General features: G+C 59.1%; 11 protein-coding genes and 3 pseudogenes. 5 read left to right on the forward strand and 9 right to left on the reverse strand.

Translation table 11 applies throughout. From position 1 onward, the window contains the following. Window positions 1-747: 747 nt before the first annotated feature. Together WGT02_RS26305 and WGT02_RS26310 are read left to right on the forward strand one after the other, a co-directional pair. Window positions 748-3,527 (forward strand): annotated as a pseudogene (locus tag WGT02_RS26305) (2-oxoglutarate dehydrogenase E1 component); the annotation flags it as partial. Window positions 3,528-3,529: 2 nt separating this feature from the next. Next, window positions 3,530-3,751: pseudogene (locus WGT02_RS26310) on the forward strand (ArsR/SmtB family transcription factor); the annotation flags it as partial. Between the two features lie 38 nt (window positions 3,752-3,789). Here WGT02_RS26310 and WGT02_RS26315 read toward each other — a convergent pair. The 5 genes and pseudogenes from WGT02_RS26315 to WGT02_RS26335 all read right to left on the reverse strand — a co-directional run bounded on the left by WGT02_RS26315 (window position 3,790) and on the right by WGT02_RS26335 (window position 8,227). Then, the gene (locus WGT02_RS26315; RefSeq protein WP_208247438.1) at window positions 3,790-4,788 is read right to left on the reverse strand and encodes an MDR family oxidoreductase; all 999 of its coding nucleotides are present in this window, start codon (window positions 4,786-4,788) and stop codon (window positions 3,790-3,792) included. A 59-nt stretch (window positions 4,789-4,847) separates the two neighbouring features. Continuing rightward, window positions 4,848-5,330 carry a GlxA family transcriptional regulator gene (locus tag WGT02_RS26320; protein WP_208247440.1) on the reverse strand — a complete coding sequence of 161 codons (483 nt, stop codon included), beginning with the start codon at window positions 5,328-5,330 and terminating at the stop codon, window positions 4,848-4,850. Beyond that, window positions 5,270-5,821 carry a GlxA family transcriptional regulator gene (locus WGT02_RS26325; RefSeq protein ID WP_208247442.1) on the reverse strand — a complete coding sequence of 184 codons (552 nt, stop codon included), beginning with the start codon at window positions 5,819-5,821 and terminating at the stop codon, window positions 5,270-5,272. Before WGT02_RS26325 ends, WGT02_RS26320 begins: the two co-directional genes overlap by 61 nt. Window positions 5,822-5,914: 93 nt before the next feature. Then, window positions 5,915-6,511 carry a G/U mismatch-specific DNA glycosylase gene (mug, locus tag WGT02_RS26330; RefSeq protein ID WP_024315928.1) on the reverse strand — a complete coding sequence of 199 codons (597 nt, stop codon included), beginning with the start codon at window positions 6,509-6,511 and terminating at the stop codon, window positions 5,915-5,917. Window positions 6,512-6,537: 26 nt separating this feature from the next. Beyond that, window positions 6,538-8,227, reverse strand: a pseudogene (locus tag WGT02_RS26335) (acetolactate synthase 3 large subunit). Between WGT02_RS26335 and WGT02_RS26340 the strand changes: the two are divergent. Continuing rightward, window positions 8,156-8,317 (forward strand): hypothetical protein, encoded by a 162-nt coding sequence (locus WGT02_RS26340; protein ID WP_339151238.1) that lies wholly within the window; start codon window positions 8,156-8,158, stop codon window positions 8,315-8,317. The pseudogene WGT02_RS26335 and the gene WGT02_RS26340 sit on opposite strands and share 72 nt — an antisense overlap. A 202-nt stretch (window positions 8,318-8,519) precedes the next feature. Here the strand turns inward: WGT02_RS26340 and WGT02_RS26345 are convergent, their stop codons facing one another. From WGT02_RS26345 to WGT02_RS26360, 4 genes are all read right to left on the reverse strand, one after another. Continuing rightward, complete coding sequence (locus WGT02_RS26345) at window positions 8,520-9,134, reverse strand: TetR/AcrR family transcriptional regulator (RefSeq protein ID WP_024315929.1); 615 nt, start codon at window positions 9,132-9,134, stop codon at window positions 8,520-8,522. Between the two features lie 136 nt (window positions 9,135-9,270). Further along, a complete protein-coding gene (locus tag WGT02_RS26350) occupies window positions 9,271-10,215 on the reverse strand; it encodes an aldo/keto reductase (protein WP_029710149.1) in 945 nt (314 codons plus the stop codon). Between the two features lie 157 nt (window positions 10,216-10,372). Then, window positions 10,373-11,926, reverse strand: coding sequence for an MFS transporter (locus WGT02_RS26355; RefSeq protein WP_208247444.1), 1,554 nt, complete (start codon window positions 11,924-11,926; stop codon window positions 10,373-10,375). Then, a complete protein-coding gene (locus WGT02_RS26360) occupies window positions 11,919-13,097 on the reverse strand; it encodes an HlyD family secretion protein (protein ID WP_029710150.1) in 1,179 nt (392 codons plus the stop codon). Before WGT02_RS26360 ends, WGT02_RS26355 begins: the two co-directional genes overlap by 8 nt. A gap of 603 nt (window positions 13,098-13,700) precedes the next feature. Between WGT02_RS26360 and WGT02_RS26365 the strand changes: the two genes are divergently transcribed. After that, a complete protein-coding gene (locus tag WGT02_RS26365; protein WP_208247446.1) occupies window positions 13,701-15,461 on the forward strand; it encodes an MOSC and FAD-binding oxidoreductase domain-containing protein in 1,761 nt (586 codons plus the stop codon). A 44-nt stretch (window positions 15,462-15,505) separates the two neighbouring features. After that, the gene (locus tag WGT02_RS26370) at window positions 15,506-16,102 is read left to right on the forward strand and encodes a peroxiredoxin (RefSeq protein WP_024315934.1); all 597 of its coding nucleotides are present in this window, start codon (window positions 15,506-15,508) and stop codon (window positions 16,100-16,102) included. Window positions 16,103-16,108: the final 6 nt, after the last annotated feature.

Genomic DNA, 16,108 nt, shown 5'->3' on the forward strand with positions numbered 1-16,108 from the left:
ACTAAACTGCCCGAACTGCGAGCAGGCGATTAACGACCTGGCGTCCTCGCCGAGATCGGATCGCAAGTCATCTGCGGTTTGGGTGCTTTTCCGGAAGAAGCGGCAACTAAATTAGGCTGCGCCTAGGATTGCGCGCTGGCTCTCGCGGATTTCCGCGAGCGGTAGGCTCCAAAAGAATGCGTCGCGACCCTCAGAACCGACTGGCAGCGCGTAGCCTTCCGGCTGCCAAACGCGACGCCGCCGCCGTGATACTCCTTCAATGTGCCCTTGGATGCGGCTCCTTAGGGTCGGCTGGGATCATGGTAGGTTATGCTATTGGAGAAGGACGGCTTCCGCGAGATTCGGGTTCCAACTGATCAGGGCCTCGCCGGACCAGATCGTTCGACACCTTCGTACAATTGGCATTCGCTCAGATTTCAGCGATCCTCCTCCTTGTCGCATGAGGCGCGCTGTTTGCAACGGCGATCTTCGCGGCTTGACGCCACGAACACCGACCTCGGCGGTATATGAGCCAAGTTTGTCCGGTTTTGCCCTTTCATTCCAATGTCGGACAACCGCGCCACCGTTATACTCCTCTCTGCGATGCGCAGATGGGCTCTTTAAGCCAGTCTGGCTTGCAGATCGCCGATCGAGACCGCGTGGTGGTCCCGCGCTGCCTGTTTCAACACTGTAGAGAGCCGCCATTCATTCACTGCCGTTTGTGCCTGGAATGATTGGAAGACAAGGAATGCTGAGATGAACCATGCGATCGATCGGCAACCAGCCAATGAAATCTTCTCGCAGACATCGTTTCTCGATAGCGTCAACGCATCCTACATCGAGAGTTTGCAAGCCCGCTATCTGGAGGATCCCAGCTCGGTCGGTGCAGAGTGGCGGGATTTTTTCAGCTCGTTGGATGATGATGCAACAGCCGTAAGACGCACCGTGGAGGGCGCCTCCTGGAAATTGGCAAATTGGCCCATTCCATTGAATGGCGACCTGGTTTCCGCCCTGGACGGGGATTGGGCGCGGGCGGACAAGGATGCTTACCGTCGAGGAAAGGCCGGAACTGGTGCCGTGTCCGAAAGCGAAATGCTCACCGCGAACCGCGATACCGCCCGCGCTTTGACGATGATCCGCGCTTACCGGATGCGTGGTCATCTCCACGCCAACCTCGACCCGTTGGGCCTAAAGGCCCCGGAGAATGATGAGGAACTGAACCCTACGTCATACGGGTTCGGTGACGATGTTCTTAATCGTGCGGTGTTCATCGACGGCGCCCTCGGGGTCGAGAGCGCTACGATCAGAGAGATAGTGGCGGCTTTGCGCAGCGCCTACTGCGGTACCATCGGCTATGAGTACATGCACATTTCCGATCCGGTTCAAAGAGGATGGATTCAAGAGCGCGTTGAAGCAAGGAACACAACTCCGGAGCTGACGCCGGACCGCAAGCGCGCAATTCTGAAGAAGCTCGTCGAGGTCACGGGGTACGAGCGCTACCTCAATAAGAAGTTCGTAGGCACGACCCGCTTCGGCATCGACGGTGCGGAAACGACAATCGTTGCGCTGGAAGAAATCCTCGAACGCGGTGCCGCGCTCGGCGTGGCCGAGGTCGTCTTCGGAATGGCACATCGCGGACGCTTAAACGTCCTTAGTCAAGTGATCCGCAAGCCTCACCGCGCACTCTTCAGCGAGTTCAAAGGTGGTTCGTTCTTCCCCGACGAGGTCGAGGGATCCGGCGATGTGAAGTATCATCTCGGCACGTCATCGGACCGGGAATTCGGCGGCAAGACGGTTCACCTGTCCTTGGTTGCAAACCCCTCCCATCTCGAGATCATCGATCCGGTGGTTCTAGGCAAGGTTCGCGCGAAGCAGGAGCAGCGCAACGATTCGGTCGAGCGAGCGACAGTTTTGCCTCTCCTCATCCACGGGGACGCGGCCTTCGCCGGGCAGGGGGTCGTGGCCGAGAGCCTTGGCCTGTCGGGTCTGAAGGGGTATCGAACCGGCGGCTCGGTTCATTTGATCATCAACAACCAGGTCGGCTTCACGACGGATCCGAGCTACTCCAGGTCGTCGCCATATCCGTCTGACGTGGCGAAGACGGTCGAAGCGCCGATCTTCCATGTGAACGGCGACGATCCTGAGGCGGTGGCTCGTGTTGCAAGGCTCGCGATCGAATATCGCCAGACATTCCACAAACCGGTCGTCATCGATCTGATTTGTTTCAGGCTCTTCGGTCACAACGAGGGCGACGAGCCATCGTTCACTCAGCCGGCGATGTACAAGGAGATCCGCTCACATAAATCCACGCTGGAAATCTATGCGGAGCGTCTCATCTTAGAAGGCCTCGTCGGGAAGAGCGAAATCGAGGACGCTAGCGCAAGGTGGTCTGAGTATCTCGACGCCGAGCTGGAAGCATCGAAATCCTACAAGCCCAAGAAGGGCGACTGGCTGGATGGAAAATGGGCCGGGCTCGGGTCGGGCAAATCGGAGAGCGATGAGGAACCCGACAGTCCGACGGGCGTCGACACGACCAGGCTGAGAACCATCGGGGAAAAGATCACGACCCTTCCCGAAGGATTCAACGTGCATCCGACAGTCGGTCGCTTCATCGAGGCGCGGCGGAAGACTATCGAGGCGGGCAAGGGTATGGATTGGGCGACGGCAGAAGCGCTCGCGCTCGGATCACTGGCCGACGACGGCTATCCTGTCCGACTGTCGGGCCAGGATAGCGAACGCGGGACGTTCTCGCAGCGCCATTCAGTGATCATCGATCAGGAGACCGGCACACGTTACATGCCGCTGAGCAGCATCCGCCCTGGACAGGCGCCCTGCGAGACGTTCAACTCGATGCTGTCGGAGGAGGCGGTTCTCGCTTTCGAGTATGGCTACTCGCTTGCCGAGCCGAGAGCCTTGGTTGTCTGGGAGGCTCAGTTTGGCGACTTCGCAAACGGGGCCCAGGTGGTGTTCGACCAGTTCCTGTCGTCTGCCGAACGCAAGTGGCTCCGGATGTCGGGTCTCGTCTGCCTTCTTCCTCATGGATATGATGGTCAGGGGCCGGAACACTCTTCGGCTCGCCTGGAACGCTACCTGCAGAGTTCGGCCGAAGGCAATTGGCAGGTAGCCAACTGTTCGACGCCAGCCAACTATTTCCACGTTCTGAGAAGGCAATTGACGCGCGATTTCCGCAAGCCGCTGATCCTCATGACCCCGAAGAGCCTCCTGCGGCACAAGCGGTGCAAATCGGATCTATCGGAATTGGACGTTGGCGCGCGGTTCGGATACTGCGTGATGACAGCGAGATGGGCGGCGAGAGCTCGACGAAGCTGGTCAAGGACGCCAAGATCCGCAAGGTGCTGCTGTGCTCGGGCAAGGTCTACTACGACCTTGAGGAGGAGCGATCCAAGCGCGCGATCAACGACGTCTATCTGTTGCGTGTCGAACAACTCTACCCCTTCCCGGCTAGAGCGCTGGCAGCGGAGCTCGCGCGGTTTCCCACCGCGAGCATCGTGTGGTGCCAGGAGGAGCCTAAGAACATGGGCGCCTGGTGCCGGAGAAACACTTCGGAATTCAGGAGCATCCGGTGGGGATGGGCGTCTGCGCCAACCAGTTCCAGCGTTGTGGTTTGGCGCAGTCGACCGTGTCCGGTCATCTCGCGACACTGAGCCGAGCAGGACTCGTGACCACCAGGCGCATTGGCTAATGGATCTTCTACAAGCGCAACGAAGAATCGATCGCGGTTTTCTTAAAAGGGCTAATGCGTGATCTATAAAGCTGTGCGTCCCGTGCCGGCGGCAGGCGGGGCGCAGGCTAGACTTGAGCGACGTCAATGACGACGCGACCGCGAATTTTCCCCGCAATAATGTCCTCGGCGAGTTGCGGAAGCTTTGACATTGGTTCGACCGTTGTCATCTTGTTGAGCTTCTCTTTATCGAGATCGCGTGCCAGGCGTTTCCATGCCGCTAGGCGCTGCTCGAGCGGAGCCACAACGGAATCCATGCCGATCAGCGTCACGCTCCGAAGTATATGGGGCATTACTGTGCCATTGAGATCTGCACCCCCAGCAAGTCCACAAGCGACGATCGCGCCGCCACGAACCGTCTGAGCAAGCGCATTGACCAAGGTGTCCGAACCGACGCTGTCGATGCCGCCCGTCCAACGTTCCTTTTGAAGAGGCGGGCCCTTTTCCTGAAGCGTTGCTCTGTCAATAAACCCTGTCGCGCCGAGCATGGCGAGATACTCGTGGGTCTGCGGACGACCAGTCGACGCAGTGACATTGTAGCCTTGCGCGCAAAGCAGCGCGATCGCCACGGAGCCGACCCCGCCGGCCGCTCCCGTGACCAGCACTTCACCCTCTCCGGGCTTTATCGAACCCCATTTCTCGAGTGCATCGACGCAAAGGGCCGACGTATAGCCGGCCGTCCCAATCGCCATGGCCTCCTGCATTGAAAAAGCCTCGGGCAGGGGGATCAGCCACTCCGCCTTGACGCGCTGATACCGGGCGTAGGCTCCCCATTCGGTTTCAGAAAGCCCCCAGCCGTTCAAGATGACCTTGTCACCCGGCTGCCATTTCGGGGATCTGCTTTCCAGGACCGTCCCAGCAAGGTCAATGCCGCCAATCATGGGCATTCGTCGAGCTATCCGACCTTTGCCGGTGATCGCCAAGCCGTCTTTGTAGTTGAGCGTCGAGTAGGCGATTTCAACGAGGACGTCGTAGTCGGGCAGATCACCAATGGAGAGGTCCTTGAAGAGACCTTTTGGTTTACCGTCCACGGTATCGATCACCATCGCCGTGAAGCTTCTGTCCATAATAACCTCCTGCTCCGATAACTTTCAGTGACAGAGGAACTGGCATCGTCACGGCGTCGTCAAGCTGCGGCGACCGTCTCGGCCGGACGAAAGCGCTGGCGATATTCAATCGGCGTAACGTTGATCCGCCGCATGAATGCCCGGCGCAGGCCACTTTGATCTGCAAACCCGCACATGCTTGCCACTCTTTTCAAAGGTGTATCGCTCTCTTCAAGCATTCTTCGCGCGGCTTCGACCCTGGCTGCCTCGACGTAGTCTCCAGGCGTCATGTGCGTCTCACGCTTGAATGTCCGCGCGAAATTGCGACTGCTCATCGCGAGGCGCGCCGCCAGCGTTTCGACCGACAGATCATTGGCAATGTTATCGACGATCCACTGAGTGATATCGCGAATCGGGCCGATTTCTGCGACCTGCGCTTCAAGATGTACGCTGAACTGAGATTGGCCGCCGGGTCGCTGCAGAAAAAGAATGAGTTCCTTTGCTACCCGCAGAGCAATGCTGCGACCGAAGTCTTCCTCGACAAGGGCAAGCGCAAGATCCATGCTCGCAGTGACGCCAGCGCTTGTGTAGATGGGCCCGTCTTTGACGAATACGGTATTCGGTCCAGTCTAACCTTGGGAAACATTTCTGCGAGCCGGGACGTCGAATTCCAATGCGTCGTCGCCCGCCGGCCATTCAAGAGCCCGGCCTTCCCCAAGAGAAAGGCGCCGGTGCATATCGAGGCCAGCCTTCGGACGTGACGCGACTCCCGGATGATCCACTCGACCAACTCGCGATGGTCCTCATATTTGCGGACGCCGGGGCTTCCCGCGATCACGAGCGTATCGAAGCCCTCAAGGGTCTCCTCGATCGACATGTCCGGCAAAAATCGAGTGCCGTTGAGGGCTGTCACCGGTTCCATGGACAACGCCACGATCTTGATGGTGTATCCGGACCGCCCCTTCAGCAGCGTGGTGGCCTCGGAAAACACATCCATCGGGCCAGCCACGTCGAGCATTTGAACCCCTGGAATGGCAAGAATGGCGATACGCATGGTGCGCCCCTGGCTGTTTCGAGTGCCCCGGACATATGTGCCGGGCCATATTTCGATCGCTGTCCGGCTCGGTTCATTGTCGGCGAAGGCGGCTCATGCATCAATCGGGGCGTCTGTGCGCCCATTCACGCTTCCGGATCCTGCCGAATGGAAGCTAGATCTTAGGTCAAGGTAGTGCTCGGTCAAACGATCTAAGCTGAACGCTCTGTTGAGACCACTCGGATTCGGCAGCACCCAGGTATTTGCCCCCGCAAACACCTCGCTTTGCTTACCCCAGTCGCAATCCCGTCGAGCACTGATCGCTGCGAACGCTGCCTTCCCGAGAAATGCCAGATTGGCTGGTGCAAACTTTCGCATTCTGACTTCCAATGCGGGCGCGGCCTTCAGGTAGTCGTTCAACGTCAGTTCGTTCGCGCTTTTGGTTGCGCGCGACACTGCGGCTGTGATGCCGCACCCATGCTGCAACAACACGCGCTCTTCCTCCGCCCGTAGCAACCGCGACGTAAATCCGGCGAGGTGCAATACCCGCCAGAAGCGATTGCTCGGCGCCGAAAAATTGTGTCCGTCGAGAACCGCCGAGAGAGCCGGATTCAGTCCGCAGAAAACAACTGAAAGGCCGGGCGCGAGCACGTCCGACAGCCCGGTAGCCTGCGTCAATTGATCTCCATTGCGATCGGTATCCGCCGACATGGCTTTCTCACGCCTTTCGAGGTCAATCAAACCAAAGCACGGCCCTCGGCCGTGATCACCGAGCCCATATCCACCACCTCGTCAGACAGGATCATCTCATTGTGAGGCTTCCCCGACGGGATCATTGGCAAGCAGTTTTCAGTCTTCTCGACGCGGCAGTCAAAAATGACCGCCCGAGGCGTATCCAACATCTCAATGATCTTGCCGTCCAGCTCGTCGGGCGTCTCGGCACGGATGCCGACAGCTCCATACGCCTCCGCCAGCTTGACGAAGTCCGGCAGGCTTTCGGAATACGAGTGGCTGTACCGCTCGTCGTGCAGCAGTTCCTGCCACTGACGGATCATCCCCATGTATTCGTTGTTGAGGATGAAGATCTTCACAGGCAGCTTGTACTGCGCCGCTGTCGACATCTCCTGCATGTTCATCAGTATCGACGCCTCGCCGGCTATGTCTATGACGAGACTATCTGGATGTGCGAGTTGAACGCCAATGGCTGCCGGCAGCCCGTAGCCCATCGTTCCCAATCCTCCAGATGTCATCCAGCGGTTCGGCTCGTTCAGATGGAAGAACTGCGCCGCCCACATCTGGTGCTGGCCCACCTCCGTCGTCACATAGACGTCTCGTTCACGCGTCAGGGCTCGCAAGCGCTCCAGGGCGTATTGCGGCTTGATGACGGTGGACGAGTTGCGGTACCTGAAGGCTCTGCGTGCCCGCCAGTTATTGATCTGAAGCCACCAGGGCGCAAGCTTTTCGTTTCTTTTCTCTTGGCCATCGCGGGGCCATGCCGCGATCAGGTCTTCCAGGACCGAGGAGGCATCTCCGATAATGCCGACATCCACCGGGACCGTCTTTCCAATCGAAGACGGATCGATATCGACGTGGATCTTCCTCGAACCCGGCGAAAAGGCGTCAAGACGGCCGGTAACGCGATCGTCGAACCGGGCACCGATGCAGAGCATGACATCGCAGTCGTGCATCGCATGATTGGCTTCGTATGCACCATGCATGCCAGGCATCCCCAACCATGAAGGATCCGAGGCAGGGAAAGCTCCGAGGCCCATCAGCGTCGACGTGACAGGCGCCCCGACCAGCGCCGCAAATTCCCTCAGCCGTCGGCTCGCCCTTGGACCCGAGTTGATGATGCCGCCACCTGTATAGAAAATGGGCCGTCGCGCTTCGGACAGCAGTCGCACTGCCTCCGCCACGCTTGCCGGATTGCCCTTTGTCTGTGGTTCGTAAACGTGCAAGGGCTTGGAATCCCGAGGACCGATGTATCGACCCCGCGCGACTTGAACATCTTTTGGGATGTCGATGACGACCGGCCCCGGCCTGCCGGTCGTCGCAATGCCCATGCATGACACGGGGAAGGTCCTCGATGTTCCTGACGAGGTAACTGTGCTTGGTGCACGACCTCGTGATACCGATCGTATCGGCCTCCTGGAACGCATCCGTGCCGATCAGGTGCGTTGGCACCTGGCCGGTGATGACGATCAGTGGGATTGAATCCATCAGCGCGTCGACGATCCCCACGACCGTATTGATCGCGCCTGGCCCGCTTGTGACGAGAACGACGCCGGGCTTTCCGCTCGAACGCGCATAGCCTTCAGCCGCGTGAGCAGCGCCTTGCTCGTGGCGAACGAGAATATGGCGCAGCCGAGGCTCGCCGAGCAGGGCATCATAGATAGGCAGAACGGCGCCACCTGGATAACCGAACAGGACTTCGACGCCCTGATCGACCAATGCCCGCACCACCATCTCTGCGCCTGTCATTTCCTCGTCGTGCGCGGACAAAGTTGTCGAAGTTGAAAGATTAGATGTCATGCCTCATTCCAATCGCCAGTGCAGAAGCCTTCCGCTTCAGTATGACCCACTATAGGCGAGTGGGATTTGTCCGGAATCTCAATGTGACGGCAAAAACGGACAACTACACGTCGTTTGCAGCCAGTCGTGCTGACCATGCCGGTCGCCGTGACACTGGGGAGGCCTTGCGGTCAATCGCGGACCAGCGTTACGGCTGAGGATGGCTCGAGATGCCCGCGATCTGCATCATCACAGAGTGAATGGTGTCTTCCTGATGGAGTTCGCCGATCAGCAGTTTGAACCAGCTAAATCCCACCCAGAGCGCGACCTTGTCGTCGACCTCCTCGGGGCGCAATTCGCCGCGGGCCACAGCATGCGTCAACATTCGTCTTACATCGGCCGTGCGGTCGGGAAGAAATCTGTCCCGCAATGCGCTTAATGCATCTGCCGTACCCTGCGCCTCGGCAATCAGTCCTCGCAGGGCGGCACCGGCTGGGTGGGACGCCCAAAACCGCCATAAGCTCGTCGTATATTGCACCAGCTCCTCGACCAGGTTGCCTGTGTCCGGGACCGGCACAAACGTCGATCGTTCGGTGGTATAGATCGCGATGAACAGATCGGCTTTGGTCGGATACCATCTGTAGATGGTCGTCTTTCCAGCCCCGGCTCGACGGGCGACTTCATCGACAGAAAATCCGGCGTAGCCCTTTTCCGAAATCAGTTCCCTCGCGGCAGCAAGGACAGCGGCCTCTGCCTCCGGATTGCGACGCGATCCAATCGAAGTGCGTTTTCTTAAGTGGGCGGGCTTTAGCTTCGTGGTCATGGATCAGGCCTAGCTCAAGTCGATGCCGCCGATCAACAACGAATGAGGCAGGTGTCCCCATTGTTTAAGCCCAGGCGATCGTCGCGGGCGGCAAAGGATGGCGTCGGATCATCGCCCTGGAGAGAGGGCCTCGATCTCACCGACTGCCTTGCCCTGAACCGGCCCGTGGAATGAAGCCCGGCACCCCGGTTTCGACCACACTGTTAAACCGTATGTTCGTCCCGATGTGGTCTCGAATCTGCTGCATCGCGTCGTCAGGCAAGGGGGAAATGTCGAAATTTTCCTCAATCCGGCTGGGTCTAACCGAAGTGGTCAGGAAAGCGGTGCCGCGCTGTGCGGCCCAAGCCAATGCCACCTGCGCCGGTGTCTTGTTGACGCGATCGGCGATGCCAGTAATGACCGGATCGTCCAGCAAGTTCGGCTCCATTCCATGTCCGAGGGCTGCAAATGCGAGCAGGACAATCCCGTGCTCTCGACAAAAATCGAGCAGCTCCCACTCAGGCAGGTAAGGATGCGCCTCCACTTGCACCACCGCAGGCTTGATTCGCGCAACCGCGACGATCTCCTTCAGCTTTTCCAGCGTAACGTCCGACAGGCCGATCGACCTGCACTGGCCGCTATCGACAAGCTGCTCGAGTGCGCGCCACGTCTCTATCAATTTGACCTCGGAATCGTAGATGACCTGACCGCGGTCATCTCTCGGATCCTGCTCGTCGCCGGGTAGAAACGCGAAGGGCGTATGGATGAGATAGCAGTCGACGTAATCGACCTGCAGGCGTTGGCAACTTGCCTGAAAAGCGGGTTGCACCCGTTCCGGACGATGATTGGTGTTCCACAACTTCGTTGTAACAAAGACGTCTTCCCGGCGAACCGTTCCCGCAGCAAACGCTTCGCGCATCGCATCTCCGACCGCTTCCTCGTTGCGATATCGTTCCGCGCAATCCAGATGTCGGAATCCGACTGCAAGGGCTGCCTTCACCGCCTGCTTGGTCACACTTGCATCGGGGATAAGCGTGCCAAATCCAACGGCTGGGATCGCCCCGGCGCCGTCTGCAAGTGGAATCCTTTTATAGCGAAGCATGTCGGGAGCTTCCATGAGCGAACTCCTTCGATTTAGAGCAAAAAGATGCACGGGCGCGACCGTTCCTTGGCGCGCACAAGCCAAACCAACTGCGTTGACGTCATAGTATCCTTCCTTTTTAAAACAGGATGCTGTCCCGGCCTATTGTACCTTGGTGTCACGTCGTCAGCGGATGCGCCGGAGAGGGGGCCATGAGCGAGACGACAATCAACCCGGCAATCGCCGCTACGAACGTGATCCAGAAACCATCGATGTAAGCCTGTACGTTCGCTTCCCTTTGCACGATGCCCGCCAGCACGCCGATGCCCCGCTTCAGCGTGTCCGCCTGCGACCCGCCAGCCGTCGAACCCGAGCCCAGTTGGCCCAGGATCGAATTCCATCCCGGCGTCGCGCCGGTGACATGCAGGCCGATGAGGTATGAATGCAGTTGTTCGCGCTGACGTATCCACGTCGCCATCGTGGTCGCGACGGTTTCCGAGCATATCAGCCGCATGACCTGTACGTAGGCGGTCAGCGATATCGCACGAGCCGGGTTTACATTGCTGAACAATGTTGCGACGGCTGCCAGGAACACGATTTCCTCGCCGAAGGTTTGCAAGATCACGATCAGCCTGAACTCCGGCAGCGACCACACGCTGGTCAACTGCGTGCCAAGCCACGCCGACAGAGCAAAACAGCTGAAACCTATCGTCAACGTGGCCCGCTGCTTGACCGTCCGGACAAGGGCGACGGCAGTGACGGTCGCGCCTACGAGCAGGAGGATCGCGTAAGGGGCACCGAAGTCGCCGATCTGCTCCGGACGCAGGCGTGCCACCGAAATCAGGAAGTTCGGCTCCAGCAGGGAGCTTCCGAGACTTGCGGTCATGAAGCAGCCAATGGCGGCGAAACCCAACGCGATGTTTCTCGAGAACAGTATCGAAATGTGCGCCCAGGGCTCTTCGACGCGAAACTCGTGCCACAAAAAGACGCATACGAGAAACCCTGTCGCGCCAAGGAGCGACACGACGAGGCCGGAGCGAAACCAATCCAGACGATTGCCCTGATCCAGCGCGAAATAAAGCGTCGTCAAAGCCACGCCAAAGATGGCCATTCCGCCCCAATCGGCGCGCTTGAGCAGCTCCCGATCGACCCCCGTCGGTTTGCCGCCGCACCAGAAGAGAACGCCGATTACCGGCGCAACGATGGCGCCCTGCCAGTACAGCCATTGCCACCCTATCGTCTGGGTGTAGCTCCCGGCGGTGTACAGACCGAGATTCTGCGCGAACGGGATTCTCAAGACGTAGAAGGCAAGCGCGAAGATCCAGTATTTCCGGTCGAGGTTGCGAAAGGCCGTCATAAGCGTTGCTCCGACGAATAGACCCAGCAACACCGCTCTGACCGCGTGCAGCGCAACCAAGGATTCGAAGTTGCTAAAGAATGGAATGAGGATGGATATCGCCGAATAGAGGATAGTCGGCCCGATCATCACTCTCTTCACGCCAAAGACGGCGATCAACCAACCGACGCATGGAGCAGCAAGAATCTGTGGCGCCGTGGCGAAGGTGCTCAACCACGCGCCCTCGTCGAAGCTCAAGCCGAAGGCTCCGCGCAGATCCGCCAGCCCAATGCTAGCGGTGCGGACGTCAAAGGCGGTCAATATGGAGGCCATGACTACGGCGACTGCGACGAACCCCTGACGGGGACGGTCGCTCGGATGAACCATCTTAGGCATGATGCTCGGCCTTTGTGGTGATATGGGTTATGACCGACATGCCAGGGCGCAAACGATCAAAGTTCGGTTGGTTGGGTTCGAGTTCGATGCGCACCGTCAAACGTTGAGCGACCTTGGTGAAGTTTCCGCTCGCATTGTCAGGTGGCAGCAGCGCGAACGTCGACCCGCTCGCGGGCGAGATATTGGCAACCGTCCCATGAAGGCTCTCTCCAGGCAGCAGATCGACGGAAATGTCGACCGGTTGTCCTTCGCGAACCGAGGCCAACTGGTTTTCCTTGTAGTTCGCCAGGATGTACACCCGAGGAAGCGGGACGATCGAGATCAGGCTCGTGCCTGCGCTGACGTAGTTCCCAAGCTGTACGTTCCGTTTGGCAACGACGCCGTCGACTGGCGCGCGTACATTTGCGTAACTCAGCTCAAGTTCGCGCGCGGCTACGTCTGCGGCGGCCGTGTCGACATTTGCCTTCAGGACATCCCGCTGCTTGGAGAGCACGTCGAGTTTCACGCGCTGAGCAACGACCGTCGCTTCCGTCATCTTTGAATTGGCCAGTGCCCGCTCGTGAGCCGCCGTGGCCTTTTCAAGGGTTTGGATCGAGCTCGCTCTACCGTCGAGACCAAGTCTGGTCTGGCGCTCCAACTCCTTGCTTGCCTGGATCTCGTCGGCGGCGGAAGCCAGCTGCTGAGCGGCCGCCACATCGATCTGGGTAAGTTGGAACGTGCGCTGGCTGTCGTTGTCCTCCAGTTGAGCCCGAGCAGCCTCGATCTTCGCTTTTGCGGCTCGAAGCGCAACTTCGTATGGCTTGCGATCGATCGAGAACAGCAGGTCACCTGCCTTGACGTGGGCGTAATCGTGAACCGAGACCAGGTCGATGGTACCGCTTACGCGGGCACTGATGGAGGAAACGTCCGCATACACCGCGGCATCGTCCGTCGACTGGACCGTTCGGCTGGCGACCCACGAATTCCAGTTCGCCCCGGCTCCAACCACCGCTGCAAGCGCGACGGCAATTGCAGACACCGGCGCTATGAATGACGCCGCTGACGCCCTATTTGGCAAAACCGCGGGGGAGGGAGCAGGCGCGGCCACGTTTTCCTTGGCGCCCGGCACCAAAGCCGTAACGTTGGTTCCAGATTGTTCGTTTACTTGGTTCTTGTTTCGCAACCAGGCCATTTTCTTCATCCGTTTCATAGGACCCGAGGTCCGCTGTTCAACAAATCGTCCACGGGCTGCTTCGCTCACATGGCGGGCTGCGCAGGCTTTCAGGATTACGCAGCAGATGCGGCTCGCCAGTTCGTTGCTTCGTGATTTGGACAGAGCGAAGCCGTCCGACCCGCCTCCGCATCTTTCCGCCAGGAGGATCAGCTCACCGATCACCCGGTGGCCTCAAAGTGGCGGGAGTGGAAATCCCACAAAACCGTCTCAACCGGTCCATCAAGGTTGTTGCAGCTCATATAAACGATACGTATCGTTCTATCAAGAGGTGTTTGTAAAAAAACGGAGTTGTCCAGGTCCTCAGCATCCCGCGACCTGGGAGTTGGCAAGCAGATGAAATCAGCATCGGAGGGGCGAAGGCACCCCACCGAAAGTATCGGCGACACCATCGTATAATGGATCGAAAGCGGCTTCAGTTGTTCTGTATTCCAAGAACGCGGTCTGGATGGAGGCGGAATGGCTGTTGAAAGCTGGCCCGTCGACCCAAGGATCGTGACTATCCTTTCGCAACGACGTCTCCATATCCATTGAGGCGTCGCGAAGAGCTTCGGAGAGCGTGTGATGGTTCGTCTACTTTCGGTCAATGTTGGCCTGCCGCGCGACGTCGAATGGCAGGGCAGGACCGTGAACACCGCCATTTGGAAAAGTCCGGTGGATGGTCCCCGCATGGTTCGTCGACTGAACATAGACGGCGACGGGCAGGCGGACCTCGCTGGACATGGCGACGAGCACCGCGCGGTGTTCGTCTACCAGATTGATTCCTACCGGTATTGGGAAAGCCACCTCGGCCGGAGCGACTTCGTTTGTGGGCAGTTCGGGGAAAATTTTACCGTGGACGGCTTGCCGGACGCGGAGGTCTGCATCGGAGACCGTTATCGCATCGGCGGCGCCCTCTTCGAGGTGACCCAACCCCGCGTCACCTGCTACCGGCTGGGGATAAGGATGGGCGTCCCTGAGATGGCGGCGCTGCTGGTCGCACACGGAAGACCAGGCTTCTATCTCCGCGTGTTGGAGGAAGGAGCGGTCCAGGCGGGCGATGACGTCATACAGACGGCGTCCGGGAAGGAGGGCATGACCGTGTCCGAAATCAATGCCCTGCTTTACAAGCCAGGCCATCCCCGTGATCGACTGAAGCGTGCACTCGCGATCCCGGCGTTGAGCGCAGGCTGGCGCAGCTCATTCGAAGCGCTGTTATTGCAATCGGGTGAGGATGGGCCGTCGACGGGAAATGCCGGATTGACCGGGCTGTCCCGCCCCGGTCCGGCGTGGCATGGCTTTCGTCCGTTTCGCGTGTTGCGCAAGGCGCCCGAGAGCGATCGCGTCATGTCTCTTGAACTCGAACCGACGGATGGAAAGCCGCTTGCCGATTTCTTGCCGGGGCAGTTTGTCGTGCTGGAGCTGAAGCCGCCGTCTGCCGCACGTCTTCTGCGCAGCTATTCGCTATCGGGTGAGCCCAAGGCCAGACACTACCGAGTAAGCATCAAGCGCGAGCTTCATGGCGCGGTCAGCAGTTACGTCAGCGAAGAACTGAACGTTGGCGACATCGTGCAGGCAAGTGCCCCGCGCGGCAGCTTCACATTATTGCCGGGTGAAACGCCCGTTGTCATGCTAAGCGCCGGGATCGGAGTGACGCCGGTACTCTCCATGCTTCATGCCTTGGCGGACGAACAGTCGAAGAGAAAAACCTGGTGGCTTTACGGAGCCCGTAACAGTCGGGAACATCCGTTCGCAGAAGAGGTGCGAGGGCTTCTTAGATCGCTGCCGAATGCTCGAAGCCAGATATGTTACAGCTCACCCGATGCATCCGATCGGCCAGGTATCGATTTCGACGCCCACTGCCGTTTGGATGTGGCAACGCTGGAGAAGCTGGACTTTCCACGCGACGGCGACTTCTATCTCTGCGGACCGTCAAAATTCATGAGCGGTCTCACCGCCGGCCTTGTGAGGCTGGGGGTCGAGCCGAGCCGCATCCATACCGAAATGTTCGGTGCGGGTTCGTCCATCACGCCGGGCATTGCAGCTTCGCCGCGCCGACCGCCGCATGCACCGGAGGGCACGGCGGGCTCGGGGGTGTTGGTTTCGTTTGCCCGCAGCGGCCTCAATGTCCGATGGAACTTGAAGTACCACAGCCTGCTTGAACTGGCGGAGGCATGTGACGTGCCGGCGCGGTGGTCGTGTCGGACCGGCGTCTGTCACACCTGTGAAACCGGAATTGTTTCCGGATCAGTCTCCTATGAGCCAAGCCCAATCGATGCCGCAGCAGATGGCAACGTGCTGCTCTGCTGCTCGCAGCCCACAGGTGACATCGTGATCGATTTGTAGCGGCCTGCGACGGCCATCAGAGCGCAAGAAACGGAGGACTTCAAATGAGATCGGACATCGTACCAGGGGCCGTCTTTCCAGATTACGAGCTGAGCGATCATGCCGGCAAACGTCGAAAGCTCTCCGACCTTCAGGGATGGCAGCCAATGGTGCTGGTCCTTAGCCGCGGCAGTTTCTGTCCAAAGGACCGTCGCCAGGCCGAAGGTCTGCTGCAACTCCATCGGGAAATGGAAGTGGCGTATTGCAGATTGGTCACGATCAGCACCGACACCATCGCTGAGACGCACGAGTTTCGCAGCGGTGTTGGGGCGCATTGGCCATTTCTGTCCGATCCGAGGCGCACGGTACAGAAGGACCTGGACATCGCGGAGTATACCGATCCGGTACACAATCCCATGATCCCCCATGTCATCGTCCTGGAACCGCGACTCGTAGTCTACAAGATCTACAACGGGTACTGGTTCTTCGGTCGGCCAACTGTGGAAGATCTCCGGCAGGATCTGCGTGCCGTCTGCAAGAAATGCATGCCGGACTGGGACATTACGCAGCCAGAGCTGCGGTCTGCGTGGCAACAGGGACACAAGGAGCTCTTCTTCCCATACGGCAAAACCTTCTCAGAAACGCTCGGAGAGGAGATCTGATATGGG

It is taken from the genome of Rhizobium sp. T1470 (assembly GCF_042140505.1).
Classification (GTDB): Bacteria; Pseudomonadota; Alphaproteobacteria; order Rhizobiales; family Rhizobiaceae; genus Rhizobium; species Rhizobium favelukesii.

Excerpts from the sequence above, each read along its gene's own strand:
- WGT02_RS26315 (WP_208247438.1), bottom strand. The coding sequence starts at position 4,788 with ATGGACAGAAGCTTCACGGCGATGGTGATCGATACCGTGGACGGTAAA.
- WGT02_RS26320 (WP_208247440.1), bottom strand. The coding sequence starts at position 5,330 with ATGGATCTTGCGCTTGCCCTTGTCGAGGAAGACTTCGGTCGCAGCATT.
- WGT02_RS26325 (WP_208247442.1), bottom strand. The coding sequence starts at position 5,821 with ATGCGTATCGCCATTCTTGCCATTCCAGGGGTTCAAATGCTCGACGTG.
- mug (WP_024315928.1), bottom strand. The coding sequence starts at position 6,511 with ATGTCGGCGGATACCGATCGCAATGGAGATCAATTGACGCAGGCTACC.
- WGT02_RS26340 (WP_339151238.1), top strand. The coding sequence starts at position 8,156 with ATGGCGCAGCCGAGGCTCGCCGAGCAGGGCATCATAGATAGGCAGAAC.
- WGT02_RS26345 (WP_024315929.1), bottom strand. The coding sequence starts at position 9,134 with ATGACCACGAAGCTAAAGCCCGCCCACTTAAGAAAACGCACTTCGATT.
- WGT02_RS26350 (WP_029710149.1), bottom strand. The coding sequence starts at position 10,215 with ATGCTTCGCTATAAAAGGATTCCACTTGCAGACGGCGCCGGGGCGATC.
- WGT02_RS26355 (WP_208247444.1), bottom strand. The coding sequence starts at position 11,926 with ATGCCTAAGATGGTTCATCCGAGCGACCGTCCCCGTCAGGGGTTCGTC.
- WGT02_RS26360 (WP_029710150.1), bottom strand. The coding sequence starts at position 13,097 with ATGGCCTGGTTGCGAAACAAGAACCAAGTAAACGAACAATCTGGAACC.
- WGT02_RS26365 (WP_208247446.1), top strand. The coding sequence starts at position 13,701 with ATGGTTCGTCTACTTTCGGTCAATGTTGGCCTGCCGCGCGACGTCGAA.
- WGT02_RS26370 (WP_024315934.1), top strand. The coding sequence starts at position 15,506 with ATGAGATCGGACATCGTACCAGGGGCCGTCTTTCCAGATTACGAGCTG.